We start from the raw sequence: 14,485 nt of genomic DNA on the forward strand, positions 1-14,485 counted from the left end.
CACCATCGGCGGCTCCCGAGCACCTAGGCAGTCATGCCGACCAAGGGAGAGCCAATGTCGACCGACCTGAGCGCGTCAGACATCGCCGTAGCGATGGTGCGCGACCCGTTCCTGAACACTGAGGACGCCTGCGGATACCTCGGCGTTCCCAAGGCGACGCTTCTGACGTGGAGGGTTCGCCGTCCTGGCTATGGCCCGCGCGCTGTCAAGGCTGGTGGCCGCCTCAAGTACCGCCTCTCGGAGCTCGACCGGTGGCTGCGTGCCCATGAGGAGTCCTTCGCGGATGGTGAGGACAGCGACGAGGACCCGCCTCGCGAGGTCGTCCGTACCCGCCGCCGTGCCAGTCGCGTGCGAGGTGCTGCTCTCGGCCCGACCGACGCCGGATAGCTCGCCTGCGGACGAAGGAGAGAGAAATGGCCAGACAACGGCTGATGGTCGGCACCTACGGCGAGATCAGCTGCTTCCGATTGAAGAGCGGGTCGTGGCAGGCGCGCGCCCGCTACTGCGACGTCGATGGTGTCGTACGGCAATACCGCAAGAACGGTGAGACCAAGACCAAGGCGAGGGCCAACCTCAAGGCGTTCTTCGTCGAGCACACCGGCACCTTCGGTGACGGCGCGCTCGCGCCCGACGACACCGTTCACGACCTCCTCGACCTCTGGTTCAAGAAGATGGAGCAGGCGGACGGCGGACCAGGCTCGGAGACTCTGGGCTACTACCGCTCCCACGTCCGCTGGATCCTCGACCCCGACAAGACCGAGCACCCGCTGGGCGCCTACCAGCTCCGGCACGTGCGACCGGTGATCATCCAGGCCGCGCTAGACAGCGCCGGCGTCTCTCCCGACCTGCGCAAACGCATACGCAGCGTCCTCGTGCGCGCGTTCAACATGGCGATCTTCCACGAGGCGATCAACGGCAACCCGGCCACGGCCGTCCCTTCGGTCCCTGTGCCACGTAACAAGAAGAAGCCTGTTCCCGTGAAGGACCTGGACGCCGTTCGCGCCGCAATCCGCGAGTGGGCCAGCGCCGAGAAGCGGAACGGTCCGAAGAGCGTCGATCTGCCCGACATCGTCGAGATGCTCATCGCCACCGGCATGCGAATCGGTGAACTGCTCGCCCTTCGATGGTCCGACATCGAGCTGACGCCGCCGCCCGAACGGCGGGACGACGACGGGTGGTTCCCGTGGCTGATGGTGACCGGCCAGATCACCTCGAAAGGCAAGCGGGTCGACTATGGCAAGACCCACGCAGCGATCCGTCCCATCGCGCTCCCGGACTGGGCTGCGGCGCTGCTACGCCGGCGCAAGGTTGCGCAGACACCCAACGACCTCGACGCGGTGTTCATTACCCGCAACGGCACCTGGCACTTCCCCACCAACGTCCAGGGTCGGCTGCGCCACATTCGCCTGCTCGATGATTACGCCGACCTTGCCGCGCTCCAGGATGTCTCGCCCCACTCCTTCCGCCGAACGGTGGCAACCGAGATCGACGAGGTCTACGACGCCGAGGCTGCCATGAACCAGCTTGGCCACACGTCCAAGGCGGTTACGGAGCGGCACTACATCAACCGAAGGCTCGTAGTGCCCGACTACCGGGCCGCCACCGACCGTCTGGCTCCAGGCCTCGAGACGAACGAGGGGCCCACTCCCGGGCTCTGAGAGGCCTTCGGCGGGCCCACGAGTGGCTCCCGGGCCCGCCAGACGCGCTCTGAGCCCGTCTGTGGCCGTTTGCATGCCCCTCAGCCGTCACAGCGGCGCTATCGAGGCGTCAGAAGCCGAGCCCGCGATCTCAAAGTGAGCCCAAAAGAGCCTTAAGACCGGTCGGCGAGGTCGGACCCCCATGATCCAAATCGCATCGGGAAGACGCCGATGAGCCTGAGCGTGAGCGCGATCCTCTGCCGACAACTGCCTTCATCAGAGGAATCTAGCCCCGACCTGCGAACTTAGCGTCCGAACCACTCGTAGCGTCGGTACGTCTCTGCGACCCTCCGCGGTCCACAACAGGTCGCAAAGAGCGCGCCTGGCTACCCAGACTGCGGGGAGCCAGCTCAAGCCGATCCACGACATCTACGACCCTGCTGCGAGCCCTCGGCGCCATCTGTCACGGGCGCGCCGCAGACAACTGCCTTGTCGAGTCCCGCCAGATCACGCAGGTCCTGTTCGATGACCTGCGGCACAACACCCGACCTGTGCATGTCCCTTGGCCTGAGCCGGCCTGACCTAGAGCCGGCCCGACCGCTGACTGTCCCACCTCTGCGCCGCAAGCACGGAACTCGGCCCCTCGCCGAGATCCCTCCTAGGGTTCGGCGACCAGCTTCTCCAAGAGCTTCTCCAGGTCGCCCTGTTCGGTCGTGTCCAGCCGGTCAAGCATCCCGCTGAACTCGGCGGCGAGGGCCGCGAGCGCGCCGTCGAGCGCCGTCCGGCCCGCCTCGGTCGTCATGAGTCGGTGGCGACGCAGATCTTCCTCGTCGATCTCGCGGCGAACGAAACCCTTCGCGACCAGATTGCGCAGGTACACGGTCACGCTCGCCTTGGGCAGCATCAGCCGCGCCGCGAGCTCCGCCGGGTACCGGCACGAGTCCACCTCGTCAAGCACGAAGAACTCCTTGGTCTCCAGACCCAGCGACTCCAGCTGCGCAGCGCACCCGTTCATCACCCGACTCAGTAGACGGTGATTGAGCTTCCAGATCTGCGCAGCATCGACCGAGGCCACCAGCTCCCTTTCGACGAAGGTACAGTTTCGTACTACAGTGGTTTTGTAATACGTGCAGATTCGAACTACACAAGCTGCCAGCAAGGCTAGCAACGGATCGGCAGCTGAGAGGACTTGGCAACCATGCCCACCCAGGACGTCACAGTTCCCCGCGGGCCACTTCGACTCGCCGGCCAACTCCACACTCCCGACGAGCTGCCTGAGGGCGAGCCGCGTCCCGCCATCGTGCTCAGCACGCCTGGCAGCAGCGTGAAAGAGCAGATCGGCGCCAACTACGCCTCGCGGCTGGCAGAACGAGGCTTCATCGCCATCGCCGTCGATCCCGCCAACCAGGGACAGAGCGAAGGAGACCCTCGCGACCTCGAGGACCCCTACGCCCGCGGCGAGGACCTACGCAGCACCATCGACTTCCTGACCACACTCGACGCGGTCGATGCCGACCGCATCGGGCTGCTCGGGATCTGCGCCGGAGGCGGCTACGCCGTCCACACCGCCATGACCGAGCCTCGCATCAAGGCCATCAGCACCGTCGTGCCGGTCAACATCGGTCGGGCCTTCCGCCAAGCTGACACCTCCCCCGGCGCAGTCCGCACGAGGCTGGAGTCCGTCGCCACTCAGCGAACCCTCGAGGCCCGCGGTGGCGAACCCGCCAGAGACCCGTGGATCCCCGACACCCTCGAGCAGGCCGAGCAGTGGGGCATCACCGACGTCGACGTCCTGCAAGCCGTCTCCTACTACCGGACGCCTCGAGGCCGCCACGACCACTCCACGAACCGTCGGCTTGTCCGCAGCGACGCCCTGCTCCTGGGCTTCGACGCCTTCCACCTCGCCAGCGAGCTGCTGACCCAGCCGCTCCAGGTCATCCTCGCAGGTCGCCAGGGCAGCACCGGCTCCTATAGCGACGGCATGCAGCTGTGGGAGAAGGCCCCCAACAAGGGTCGACTCAGCGTCATCGACGGAGCTGGCCACTACGAGATGTACGACGAGCCGAAGTACCTGGACGAAGCAGCCGAGCAGATCCACGACTTCTTCACCGAGCACCTGGCGCGACTCGAGACAGAGCTTCACCGCAACAAGGCAGCGCTGAGGTAGGTCGCAGCGTTCGGCAACTGACCCCCCACCTGTCTGGTCTCCTGGTCCGGGCCGTTTCGCGCTCTCCGACGCGACACGGTCTGCAGCTCAGCGATGCCGGCAGCCCCCGCGGGGTGGCCCACGCACACATCGGCCGGCTGGTCGAGAAATTCTGACTGCTGGCCTGTACGCCAGGTGAGTCCATCGTGAGAGCGCAGTCGGCGTTGCACTGCCCCACAGTTCCCCGCAGTTCCGGGAAGTGACGGCAGGCCTCCGCGTCGGCCGGCCGCATTGAATCCGGTAGTGGCTGCCCTTGCTACCCGCCGGGCGATCACGGTCGCCCGGCGGGCCAAGGGGCTTCGGGTTTTGCGCTCGCAGGGGTCAGCGGGAGCCCCGCCGCACGGTGGCCCGACGAGGCATGTCTTGGCATCTCGGCTCATCAGCTGGCAGATGATGTGTCAGGATGAAATGGACAGATGTCCGCTTGAACTCATCACCCACAGAAGGGAACACGCCGTCGTGCAGAAGCCCGCCACGTCGAAGTTGCGCGCCGACGCGGAGATGAACCGCAGCCGGATCCTCGAGGCCGCGCGAGAAGCACTGGCAGAATCGGGCGACGCCTCGATGTTCTCCATCGCCAAGCGCGCCGGCATCGGTCAGGGGACGCTGTATCGACACTTCCCCACGCGCGAGTCCCTCGTGCTCGAGGTCCACCGCCGCGACGTGGCCGCCCTGGTTGCAGCAGCACCCGCCCTGCTCAACGACCTGGACCCCGATCTCGCGCTGCGCAGCTGGCTCGACCAGCTGGCGGACTACGGACGAATCAAGCGCGGGCTGGCCAGCGCGTTCCAGTCCGCCACTCACTCGCAGCGGGCCAGCGAGGGCTACCAGCCGGTCGTCGATGCCATCGCCATCCTGCTCGACGCCGGCAAGTCGGCGGGAAAGATCCGACCCGACATCGAAGCCTCCGACCTCCTGCTGCTCGTCGGCTTCCTGTGGCGCGTCGAAGCTGACGACCAAGGAGTCGCACGCGCCGACCATCTGCTCGCCCTCGTGATGGATGCCGTGCGCCCTCAACTCTGATCCGACACTCTCACGAACAACTCGCAACGAACGTGAACGTGGGGGCGGGACATCGGTCTCTCCCCGATTGATAAGCGGACACATGTCCGTTACCGTGGAACTCAATCCGGACACCTGTCCGCATTCCCGGGGTTCATCGACCGATGGCACCGGGCACCAGCAAGCACGAGGAGTTCGACATGTCTTCGACGCAGCCCGCAACGCACATGCGCCTGGACGGCAAGATCGCGGTGATCACCGGAGGCGCGCAGGGCGTCGGCTTCGGCATCGCGCAGGAGTTCATCGACTACGGCGCCACCGTGGTGGTCGTGGACAACAACAAGGAGACCCTCGACGCCGCCGCCGCTGCACTCGGCGAGAAGGCCACCGCGATTCACGCTGACGTGACTGACCTGACCCAGATGCAGGCTCTCTACGACGGCGTCAAGGCCGCCCACGGACGCGTCGACGCGGTCGTCGCGAACGTCGGCGCAGGCAACAGCAACCACGTGGACGCCATCCAGGAGCAGCAGTTCGACTTCGTGTTCGGAGTCAACGTCAAGGGCGTGCTGTTCACGGTGCAGCCTGCCCTCCCCCTGATGACGGAGGGCGGCACGATCGTGATCGTGGGCTCGACAGCCTCCATCCAGCCGCCTGTCGGCATGAGTCTGTACGGCGGCGCCAAGGCGGCACTGCGCAACATGGTCCGCGCCTGGATCCAGGAGCTCAAGGGATCCAACATCCGCATCAACGTACTCAGCCCGGGAGCGGTCGACACGCCGTCACTGCGAACCGCGCTGGCCAACGCATCCGGCGCAGACCAGGTCGACGCATTGGTGGCGAAGATGGGTGAGGGCAACCCCCTCGGTCGCCTCGCGGACCCGCGCGAGATGGGTACGGCCGCGGTGTTCCTGAGCAGCACTGCCTCCAGCTTCGTCACCGGCGTGGAGCTGTTCGCTGACGGCGGTATGGCCCAGACCGGCTGACGACCCCGCAAGGCACGAGCCCGCTCCACGCGTCGGAGAACACCGAGTCCCCGGCGGCCAGCTTCCACGGCTCGCGACGTGACCCGGTCGCCTTCGAGGTCTGGAGTGCGCTAGGCGCACGAGACGTCGGGAGTGCGGCTTTCACTCGCTCGGTCTACCCTTAGTCGACGTCGTCAGGAGGACCTCGAGATCGCGCACGCCCGGGTGGTACCGGCGCAGATCCCCGTGGCGTCCGGGAACAGGGGTTCTCTGAGCTACCCGAAGGGGGGTCGGTCGTTGCTGACTCGCCGGCCGCGGCAGGACGAACGTCGCAGCGTTCGCGGTGGTGCCGGCCTTCGCACCAACGGCAAGCGCCGGGTCGCCCTCGACCAGCTGTCGAGCCGCGAGTCCGCGCGGTTCTTCTGACCTGAAGCCGACCTCGTCGCTGGCTCTCCCGTGACCGGGGTGTACGTCGAGGCCCGGAGCGCGAATCCCCTTGCGGCCTTGCTCCCGTTGGGCTCCACGGCCACACAAGCGATCGCGTGCGCGGGACGGAGATCTCGCGCAGCAGGCGCGCTACCTTCTCGTGGGTGCTCACAACCGGAGGCCTTCGTCTGTCGAGAGGCTCACCCGCCGACACCAAGCGCAACTTCTCTGGCCTGACACCTAGGCGGTGAAGGTGTCGGCGACGATGCTGGCTGCCTGTGCCACGAGGTCGTCGTCGGTGGGCGCGTCGGCATCCTTGTGGGAGGTCATGATCACGACGACCCAGGGGGCGCGCCCAGGGGGGCGCACGATGGCGATGTCGTTGCGGGTCCCGTAGGACGCGCTGCCACTCTTGTCGCCGACGGGCCAACCCCTGCGGGACGCCGGCACGGACCAGGCCGGCACCGGTGAGACTGTCGCCGAGCTCGTCATTGAGAAGCCGTCGGTCACCAGCATTCAGCACGTCGCCGAGCGCGTAGCGCTGGAGCGTGCCGGCCAGCGCCTCCGGCGTGCTGGTGTCTCGGGTCTCGCCCGGTCGCCAGTCGTTGAGCTCGGGTTCGTCTCGATCCACCGAGGTGACTGTGTCGCCCAGCTCCTTGAGCCGTCGGCCGACGGCCTCGGGGCCTCCTGCCAGTTCGAACAGCAGGTTGGCGGCGGTGTTGTCGCACTGTGTCAGCGATGCGTCGATGAGCTGACGAACGGTCATGCCACCAGCGATGAAGGGCTCGGTGACCGGCGAGTAGTCGACCAGCTCGTCCTCATCCCAAAAGATCCTCCTCTCTAGCTGACGTCGGGACAGCCGCTCAAGCACGACCCCCGCGACGGGGACCTTCACCGTCGAGGCAAGGGCGAATCGCTCGTCGGCCCGACAGGACACCGTCGCCCCGGTACCGGTGTCGAGGGCGAAGACGCCGAGCCGGGCGTCCTTGGTTCGCTCGAGCTCCTTGAGCTCCTTGAGCGCCTTGCGGACCTCGCGTGCGCTGGGTGAGTGGGGATTCGCTTCGGAGGACTTCTCGACCGGGACCGAGCTCGTCGTCAGAGCAGTTGCCGGCAGCATCGTGATCAGGGCAGCGACTGCCATTCCGGCTCCCGCGATGCGAAGTCGTGAGTACGTGAAGAACATGCGTCCCAGACTGATTGGACGACGGTCTCCTGTCGAAGCCTCAGGTGTCACGTTCTATGCGGCATGCGCATGTGACCTATGAGCCTCGACGCGGCTCGCAGGCGTTCCCGAGAAGCGTCCCGGGAGTGGGCGGGTTTGAGGTAGGGCGGGTCGGCGTGCGTCAGGTGGCTATCTGCGAGATGCTCGCTGTGCGGTCAACGAAGGTGTCGACCCGGGCCAGACGCGAGCACTGATGACGGCCGCGCAGCGTTCGCATGCCACCTCGCTGCGAGCGTCAGCCCGCGCAAAGGCGCGTCCCAGGACTTCCGCCAAGCAGTCGCACTTGGACCGAAGCCCGTCGTGAGTGTGCCCATCCGCTTGGCAGGTAGGACGCCGAACGGTTCCATGAGCACCCCGCCTAGCGCCCGCATCCAGCGACCCCTTCGAGGGTGTGGGAGCACCCCCCACTAAAGGATCCCCCCTGTCAGGTCCAGCGTCGGATGTGCGCCGCCGCTCGGTGCCGCAGGCTGGACAGCATGATCGAAGTCAAGGGGCTCACCCGCACTTACGGCGACCACACCGCCGTCGACGACGTCAGCTTCACCTGCAAACCGGGACGAGTGACTGGCTTTCTCGGACCGAACGGGGCTGGCAAGACCACCACCATGCGCATCATGATCGGTCTCACCACCGCCAGCCGAGGAGAAGCGACCATCGGCGGCTACGACTACCACGACATCGTCAACCCGGGCCGCTACGTCGGTGTGCTGTTGGACGCCAGCGCGCAGCACGCTGGGCGCACCGGGCGAGAGATCTTGAGGATCGGTGCCCGGACGATGGGCCTGCCCGCATCACGCGTCGACGAGATGCTCGCGCTGGTCTCGCTCAGCGAGTCCGAGGCGAAACGCAAGCTGCGCAACTACTCCCTCGGCATGAAGCAGCGACTGGGCATCGCTCACGCGCTGCTCGGCGACCCGGAGGTCCTCATCCTCGACGAGCCAGCCAACGGCCTCGACCCCGCCGGGATCCGATGGATGCGCGACCTGCTCAAGGACTACGCGAGACGCGGCGGAACCGTCCTGCTCTCCAGCCACCTGCTCCACGAGGTCGAGCTGGTTGCCGACGAGCTCATCCTCATCGGGCGCGGCAAAATCGTCGCACAGGGCGACATCCAGAGTCTCAGTGCCGCAGACGCCACGACGAGCGCACTAGTGACCGCTCACGACAACGCCGAGCTGGCCGCAGCGCTCGCGAAGGAAGGATTCGACTCGACACCCGAAGGCGCTGGGCTACGCGTCGCGGCCAGCGCTGCGGACGTGAGCCGGGTCTCGGTCAAGCACGGGGTGATCATCACCGAGCTGCGCAAGGGCGCCAAGGGGCTCGAGGACCTGTTCCTCGAGCTCACCTCCACAGTCCAGCGCGACGCGGCTGCCGCCCCGGAGTCGCTTGCCGCCCTCTCGACCACGAACGGAAGCCGCCGATGACCACGAACACCGATGGACAGACCCTGCCCCGGTTCGACTTCACCACCACTGAGCGTGTCTCCTTCTCGCGTCTGGTCTCGGTCGAGCTGCAGAAGACGGTCGACACCCGCGCAGGAAGGTGGCTCGTCGCCGCGGTCCTCGCCTTGACGGCCTCGATCATGATCCTCTACTACGCCATCGGCGAGGACACCGACAAGACCTTCGTCAACTTCATCGGATTCGCCGCCGGCCCGCAGAGCTTCCTTCTTCCCGTGCTCGGTGTCATGCTCGTCACCAGCGAATGGAGCCAGCGCACCGCTCTCGTGACCTTCGCGCTGGCGCCGTCACGCACCCAGGTCATCGGCGCCAAGGTCGTTGCCGCCGCGCTCCTCGCACTCGCCGCGTTCGCCGGTGCCGTCATCGTCGCCGCACTCGCCACCATGGTGGCGGGACGCGATGACGGGTTCGCCGACGTCACCGCCCCGATGCTCCTGCTCTTCCTGGCCATTCAGCTGCTCGGCGTCCTGCAGGGAGTGGCGTACGGACTGATCCTTCTCAACACCCCCGCAGCGATCGTGGTCCTCTTCGTCCTGCCCAGCGCAGCCTCGATCCTCTTCACCGGCGTTCGGGCCTTGTGGGACATTGCTCCTTGGATCGATCTGCAGACCGCCCAGTCCCCCCTCACCAATGGCGACTTCACCATCACCGGCGAGCAGCTCGCTCAGATCGGCGTCACCGCCCTGATCTGGATCGTTCTTCCCTTCCTCGCCGGCTGGCTCCGCGTCATGCGAGCCGAGATCAAGTAGCACTTACCGCCCCGCCGGCTGATTCCGACCACATATCAGGAGAGACCTTGAGCAGCAACATCCCCCAGCAGACGGGCGCGTCCGCCCGCGCCATGAGCATCGCCGGAATCGTCCTTGGAACTGCCGCCATCATCTTTGCACCCATCATCCTGGGACCGATCGGAGCCATCCTCGGCTTCTTGGCGCAGAAGAGAGGTGACAAGCCACTCGGTCTGTACGTCGGCACCGGATGCATCGCCGCCACCGTTGCCGGTTCGGTGATCACCATGGTCCTGTTCTCCCCTTCGAGCTGAAGGCATGGGGGCGTCCTGGCCAGTCCGAGCCTGTCCGCACGCCGGTGGCGACGCCTATCCGTCGACGGCGAAGCCCGGGTCAACTCGGGTCTCCTGGACGCGTCTTCTGGCGCAGAACCGGTGCCGAGACCGTCTCCAACGCAGCCTGCGTGGTGAGCGGTGGTCGAGCAACCAGATGATGCAGGCCATGTCGTGTCTTGGGCTTCCCGGTTGCGAGCGCCGGGTCGGTGTAATCCCACGGCACGGGGCGCGTTCATGACCCGCGCCACGGTGACCTCTGGTCCTGTGGTTCCCAAGGTGGGTGCCAGAACCGCTGGACGCCTGGGGTGGCGAGGGCAGTGGCGACTCTTGGTGGCCCTCGCGTTCAGCCTGGTGTCATGGTTCACGGACGTCGCGGACCGTTCGGCGATCGACAGGGTCGCCGACGTGGCGCTCGGGATAGCGGCGTTCGCGCTCGTGGCGCTCCGCCGGCGCTGGCCCGTCACGGTCGCAGTGGGAACGACAGCGTTGGCGGCATTGACGTCACTCGCTGCCGGCCCCGCCATCCTGGCGACCGTGTCACTCGCGACTGGTCGTCGGTGGCAGCCGATGCTCGTGGTCGGGTCCCTCGCTGTCGTCGGAGGCGAGATCTTCACGCACCTCCACCCGTCGGCCCGAGCAGATCCCTGGTGGCTCGTCACGTTCCTCAACGCCGCGCTCATCGCCGCAGCGCTGGCCTGGGGCATGTACATCGGGTCGCGCCGCGAGCTGCTGTGGAGTCTGCGTTGTCGCGCTGAGGCGGCCGAGAGCGAGCGCGATCTGCGCGCCGCGCAGTCCCGGCTCGAGGAACGGACCCGCATCGCCCGCGAGATGCATGACGTCCTTGCTCACCGCATCTCCCGCATCGCCGTTCGAGCTGGCGCCTTGAACTACCGGAACGACCTCAGCTGCGACGAGATGCGGGAGACCGCCGGCGTGATCCGCGAGTCGGCACACCTGGCCCTGACCGACCTGCGCGCCGTGCTCGGGGTGCTGCGCAATGAAGCCGGCGAGCTGGAAATGCTTCCCCAGCCCGCGTACACCGATCTCGCCGGCCTGATCGAGGAGTCTCGTCGGTCCGGTATGCGCGTCACGTGGGTCGACCACATATCAGACGCCGGAGTGCCCGAGGGTGTAGGTCGCACGATCTACAGGATCATCCAGGAAGGACTGACCAACGCAGGCAAGCACGCCCCGGGAGCCGATGTCGAGATCGAGGTCTCCGGCACCGTTAAGCAGGGCATCACGGTCGTCGTACGCAACGCCTTGGGCTTCGGGCGATCGTCCACTCCCGGCGCAGAGCTGGGTCTGGTGGGACTGCTCGAGCGGGCTCAGCTGAGCGGAGGCCGACTTGAGTACGGTCGCGAGGGGGGCGATTTCGTGGTGAGGACGTGGGTTCCATGGACACAGTGACCGACCCTGATCTTGCCCTGAACAAGCCGCCCATCAAGGTCCTTGTCGTCGACGATGACGGTATGGTCCGGGCAGGGCTCAGCATGATGTTGGGCGGCGCGGACGACATCGACGTCGTTGGCGAGGCCGCCGACGGCCGCGACGCGGTTAGGAAGGCCGAGTCGCTGCGACCCGACGTGGTCTTGATGGACATCCGGATGCCGCGTCTGGACGGCCTCCAGGCGACAAGGGCGATGCTGGCGCGCCCACGAGCGCCCCGAGTCATCGTGCTGACCACGTTCGACGCCGACGCCCACATCATCGAGGCCCTGAGTGCCGGAGCAGAGGGGTTCCTGCTCAAAGACACGCCGCCGCCCGGCATCGTTGATGCCATCCGACGCGTCGCGGACGACGAGCCCATGCTGTCACCGTCCGTGAGGCGTGCCATCCTCGCCCGCCTGAGAGACAACGACACGGCAGAAAGGGCGCGTGAGGCACAGCGCCGACTCGCCGCGCTCACCGACCGCGAGCGGGAAGTCGCCTTCGCGGTCGGGCGCGGCCTCAGCAACAGCGAGATCGCGACGGAGTTCCACCTTTCGGTCACCACGGTGAAGGGTCACGTCGCCCAATTGTTCGACAAGTTGGACGTCGTCAACCGCGTCCAGGTGGCGATCTGCGTGCACGACGCGGGCAAGGCGTGATCTGACAGCACTCGATGTCGTCGCGGCGGCCGGATGTGGTTGCTCGGCGGAGGCCGGACTGCGGCAACATCGCGGGCGGATCCTCCGCCTTCGCCAACCACTGTCCGGGTGGCTTGCCTTGGTGGTCCTTGCGCGGAGCGGTCATGGCTCCCTCCTCTGACCGCGGAAGCATGGAGCGTGAAACGGGGGCCAGCGGCCGGAGGACGGCCTTATGGGGGCAGCGCCAGCCCGGCCATCCCTTGGAGGACGGTCGCCCGACGCTCGCGTCACCGCCGCGGAGGTGCCACTCAGGAGATGCATTGGCGAGGCTCTCACGTGCGCCGGCGCTGGCAGTCGCGTCACCGCCGGCGCAGGTGTTCCTGGGCCCCACGCCCAAGGGTCGAGCTACCACAGGGTGTGTCAGGGTCGGTGGAGCCGTGGACGCCCGCGAATAAGACGCGAGAGGTGACGATCCGGCGAGTGGACCGGCCCGCAGTCCCACGGTCCAGCTGCCGATGACGCTGAACCCAGCAGGATCGCTCTGCCAATCCACCCGCGGACACCGGAGGGTCTGGCGCGGCGAGGAACGCGCGGCGATGACGCCCTCGTCGCTCGGATGTGCGCATTCCGCCGCGAGCCCCTGCGTGGCTTGGGCTTGAACTATGAACCGTCCGTCCGACGGCAACCGGCCAGTAGCCGGAACACCATGGCCCGGGCGTCCTCGCGCCCGTAGCCGGGTCCCAGGATGCAGAGGTTGCCCACCGCGCGCATCAGGGCGTAGGCAGTCACTCCTGGGTCCAGCTCGTCGTGCGCCACGGCGGCCTCGACCAAGCACGCGCACGCCGGGACCAACTTGTCGAGCATGAGGGCATGCAGGCCTTGAAAGCTGGCGTCGTCCGACTGCAGCGCCACGCCGAGGCCGTGCTTGGTGACGAGGAACTCCACGAAGGCGCTGACCCACTGCTCGAGAGCCTTCCCCGGCTCGGACGAGTCCTCCAGCTCCTCGGCGAGGGCGACGCACTCGTCGATCTGATGACGGTAGACGGCGATGACGAGCTGGGCCCTGTCCGGGAAATGTCGGTACACGGTGCCGACACCCAATCCGGCCCGCCCCGCGATGTCCCGGATGGGGGCCTGCACGCCCCGCTCCACGAACACCTGGGCCGCGGCATCCAGGAGTGTCTCACGGGTACGTCGGGCGCCGGCCTCGCGGGCCCCTACATGTCGTGACACGGCTCACCTTTGTTCGCGGAACACTGTTCCGCTAATGTGGCGGAACGACGTTCCGTCAAGTATGCGGTACGTCCTCCTGAACAGAAAGCCGACTCATGCCGACTCCCGGACAGCAGCAGACGATCGCGGTCAAGCCGATCACCGTTCCCTTCGACGGACGCGACGCAGACCTGCAGGTGAAGGTCACCGCACCCAGACAGGGCAACGCCCTGCCCGTCATCGTGTTCTCGCACGGCAACGCCTGGTCGATGGACGGCTACGAGCCGCTCGTCGACCGGTGGGCAGCCGCAGGGTTCGTCGTCGTCCAGCCCACCCACCTCGACTCGCGTCGCCACGGGATCGGGTTCGACGATCCCAGGTTCCAGACCATCTGGCGGGTTCGTATCGCCGACCTCCACGCCGTGCTCGACCACCTGGGCCATGCCGTCGACGAAGCGGGCCTCGCCGACCGGGCCGACCTGTCGCGAGTGGCGCTCGTGGGCCACTCCTGGGGAGCCCAGACGGTCGGCGCCCTCCTGGGTGCTCGCGTCTTCGACGCGGCCGGCCAGGCGGAGGAGGACCTCTCCCGCAAGGGCATCGGCGCCGGCGTCCTCATCGCAGCGACCGGCACCGGCGACTCCCTGACGCCCTTCGCCCAGGAGCACCTGTCGTTCATGAAGCCGGACTACACCACCATGACCACCCCGGCTCTCGTCATCGCCGGCGACAAGGACCAGTCGAAGATGTCGACGCGAGGACCCGACTGGTTCCTCGACGCCTACGAGCTCAGCCCCGGGCCGAAGAGCCTGATGGTGCTCCCCGACGGGGAGCACACGCTCGGCGGCATCGCCGGAGAAGCCGTGAGCGAGACGACCGACACCGACCCAGCCCGCGTCGCACTCGTAGCCGACGCCGTCGGCGCCTACCTCCTCGAGGCTCTCGACGTGGACACCCATGTCTGGTCAACGTTCAGGAATGAGGTCGCGTCCGAACGAAAGGCCTCGTTCGCGCACAAGGGATGACCTTCGAGCCCTTCCCCCGGCCCGACCGCCTCGCTCGGCAGTCGGGCCGGGGCAACCCTCCGTCGCCACGCCGACCGACGACAGAACCCCGCGCGGCGGACGACCAGTCGGCCGTCCGCCACACGGTGCAAGCAGAACGTCCGGCGTACGACCGTTAGAACGGCCATGGTCGTGACGGCCCTCCCGCGCTCGGGCGGGTCC

13 protein-coding genes and 2 pseudogenes are annotated in these 14,485 nt (G+C 67.2%); 11 read left to right on the forward strand and 4 right to left on the reverse strand.

The window, feature by feature from the left end; translation table 11 throughout:
• Window positions 1-54 precede the first annotated feature (54 nt).
• Both ACZ43H_RS09370 and ACZ43H_RS09375 read left to right on the forward strand, forming a co-directional pair.
• Window positions 55-387 carry a helix-turn-helix transcriptional regulator gene (locus ACZ43H_RS09370; protein ID WP_464589632.1) on the forward strand — a complete coding sequence of 111 codons (333 nt, stop codon included), beginning with the start codon at window positions 55-57 and terminating at the stop codon, window positions 385-387.
• Between the two features lie 26 nt (window positions 388-413).
• Window positions 414-1,658 (forward strand): tyrosine-type recombinase/integrase, encoded by a 1,245-nt coding sequence (locus ACZ43H_RS09375; protein WP_464589634.1) that lies wholly within the window; start codon window positions 414-416, stop codon window positions 1,656-1,658.
• Between the two features lie 637 nt (window positions 1,659-2,295).
• Here ACZ43H_RS09375 and ACZ43H_RS09380 read toward each other — a convergent pair.
• The gene (locus tag ACZ43H_RS09380) at window positions 2,296-2,712 is read right to left on the reverse strand and encodes a MarR family winged helix-turn-helix transcriptional regulator (RefSeq protein WP_464589635.1); all 417 of its coding nucleotides are present in this window, start codon (window positions 2,710-2,712) and stop codon (window positions 2,296-2,298) included.
• 123 nt (window positions 2,713-2,835) lie between these two features.
• Between ACZ43H_RS09380 and ACZ43H_RS09385 the strand changes: the two genes are divergently transcribed.
• From ACZ43H_RS09385 to ACZ43H_RS09395, 3 genes are all read left to right on the forward strand, one after another.
• Entirely contained in the window at window positions 2,836-3,804 is a 969-nt protein-coding gene (locus ACZ43H_RS09385) for an alpha/beta hydrolase (RefSeq protein ID WP_464589637.1), read from the forward strand.
• 402 nt (window positions 3,805-4,206) lie between these two features.
• Window positions 4,207-4,866 (forward strand): TetR/AcrR family transcriptional regulator, encoded by a 660-nt coding sequence (locus ACZ43H_RS09390; protein ID WP_464589639.1) that lies wholly within the window; start codon window positions 4,207-4,209, stop codon window positions 4,864-4,866.
• A 143-nt stretch (window positions 4,867-5,009) separates the two neighbouring features.
• Window positions 5,010-5,831, forward strand: a complete 822-nt coding sequence (locus ACZ43H_RS09395; RefSeq protein ID WP_464589641.1) for an SDR family NAD(P)-dependent oxidoreductase — start codon at window positions 5,010-5,012, stop codon at window positions 5,829-5,831.
• A gap of 777 nt (window positions 5,832-6,608) precedes the next feature.
• Here ACZ43H_RS09395 and ACZ43H_RS09400 read toward each other — a convergent pair.
• Together ACZ43H_RS09400 and bla are read right to left on the reverse strand one after the other, a co-directional pair.
• Window positions 6,609-6,752: pseudogene (locus ACZ43H_RS09400) on the reverse strand (hypothetical protein); the annotation flags it as partial.
• Window positions 6,712-7,419: pseudogene (gene bla, locus ACZ43H_RS09405) on the reverse strand (class A beta-lactamase); the annotation flags it as partial. The pseudogenes ACZ43H_RS09400 and bla, both read right to left, overlap by 41 nt.
• Before the next feature lie 515 nt (window positions 7,420-7,934).
• Between bla and ACZ43H_RS09410 the strand changes: the two are divergent.
• From ACZ43H_RS09410 to ACZ43H_RS09430, 5 genes are all read left to right on the forward strand, one after another.
• Complete coding sequence (locus tag ACZ43H_RS09410) at window positions 7,935-8,882, forward strand: ABC transporter ATP-binding protein (protein ID WP_464589643.1); 948 nt, start codon at window positions 7,935-7,937, stop codon at window positions 8,880-8,882.
• On the forward strand, window positions 8,879-9,667 hold the full coding sequence (locus tag ACZ43H_RS09415) for an ABC transporter permease (RefSeq protein ID WP_464589645.1): 789 nt from the start codon (window positions 8,879-8,881) through the stop codon (window positions 9,665-9,667). The genes ACZ43H_RS09410 and ACZ43H_RS09415 overlap by 4 nt, the downstream gene beginning before the upstream one ends.
• Window positions 9,668-9,714: 47 nt before the next feature.
• The gene (locus tag ACZ43H_RS09420; RefSeq protein WP_464589647.1) at window positions 9,715-9,960 is read left to right on the forward strand and encodes a hypothetical protein; all 246 of its coding nucleotides are present in this window, start codon (window positions 9,715-9,717) and stop codon (window positions 9,958-9,960) included.
• A gap of 351 nt (window positions 9,961-10,311) precedes the next feature.
• Window positions 10,312-11,391, forward strand: a complete 1,080-nt coding sequence (locus ACZ43H_RS09425; RefSeq protein WP_464589649.1) for a sensor histidine kinase — start codon at window positions 10,312-10,314, stop codon at window positions 11,389-11,391.
• Complete coding sequence (locus ACZ43H_RS09430; protein ID WP_464589651.1) at window positions 11,379-12,071, forward strand: response regulator; 693 nt, start codon at window positions 11,379-11,381, stop codon at window positions 12,069-12,071. Before ACZ43H_RS09425 ends, ACZ43H_RS09430 begins: the two co-directional genes overlap by 13 nt.
• 639 nt (window positions 12,072-12,710) lie before the next feature.
• Here ACZ43H_RS09430 and ACZ43H_RS09435 read toward each other — a convergent pair.
• Complete coding sequence (locus ACZ43H_RS09435) at window positions 12,711-13,283, reverse strand: TetR/AcrR family transcriptional regulator (RefSeq protein ID WP_464589652.1); 573 nt, start codon at window positions 13,281-13,283, stop codon at window positions 12,711-12,713.
• A gap of 95 nt (window positions 13,284-13,378) precedes the next feature.
• Between ACZ43H_RS09435 and ACZ43H_RS09440 the strand changes: the two genes are divergently transcribed.
• Window positions 13,379-14,284 carry an alpha/beta hydrolase family protein gene (locus ACZ43H_RS09440; protein WP_464589654.1) on the forward strand — a complete coding sequence of 302 codons (906 nt, stop codon included), beginning with the start codon at window positions 13,379-13,381 and terminating at the stop codon, window positions 14,282-14,284.
• The last annotated feature ends 201 nt before the right edge of the window (window positions 14,285-14,485 follow it).

It is taken from the genome of Nocardioides sp. DN36, from assembly GCF_055380375.1.

What these genes read in the sequence shown, in the direction of transcription:
- ACZ43H_RS09375 (WP_464589634.1), top strand. Translation starts at nt 414, where the DNA reads ATGGCCAGACAACGGCTGATGGTCGGCACCTACGGCGAGATCAGCTGC.
- ACZ43H_RS09440 (WP_464589654.1), top strand. Translation starts at nt 13,379, where the DNA reads ATGCCGACTCCCGGACAGCAGCAGACGATCGCGGTCAAGCCGATCACC.
- ACZ43H_RS09415 (WP_464589645.1), top strand. Translation starts at nt 8,879, where the DNA reads ATGACCACGAACACCGATGGACAGACCCTGCCCCGGTTCGACTTCACC.
- ACZ43H_RS09430 (WP_464589651.1), top strand. Translation starts at nt 11,379, where the DNA reads ATGGACACAGTGACCGACCCTGATCTTGCCCTGAACAAGCCGCCCATC.
- ACZ43H_RS09395 (WP_464589641.1), top strand. Translation starts at nt 5,010, where the DNA reads ATGGCACCGGGCACCAGCAAGCACGAGGAGTTCGACATGTCTTCGACG.
- ACZ43H_RS09410 (WP_464589643.1), top strand. Translation starts at nt 7,935, where the DNA reads ATGATCGAAGTCAAGGGGCTCACCCGCACTTACGGCGACCACACCGCC.
- ACZ43H_RS09385 (WP_464589637.1), top strand. Translation starts at nt 2,836, where the DNA reads ATGCCCACCCAGGACGTCACAGTTCCCCGCGGGCCACTTCGACTCGCC.
- ACZ43H_RS09370 (WP_464589632.1), top strand. Translation starts at nt 55, where the DNA reads ATGTCGACCGACCTGAGCGCGTCAGACATCGCCGTAGCGATGGTGCGC.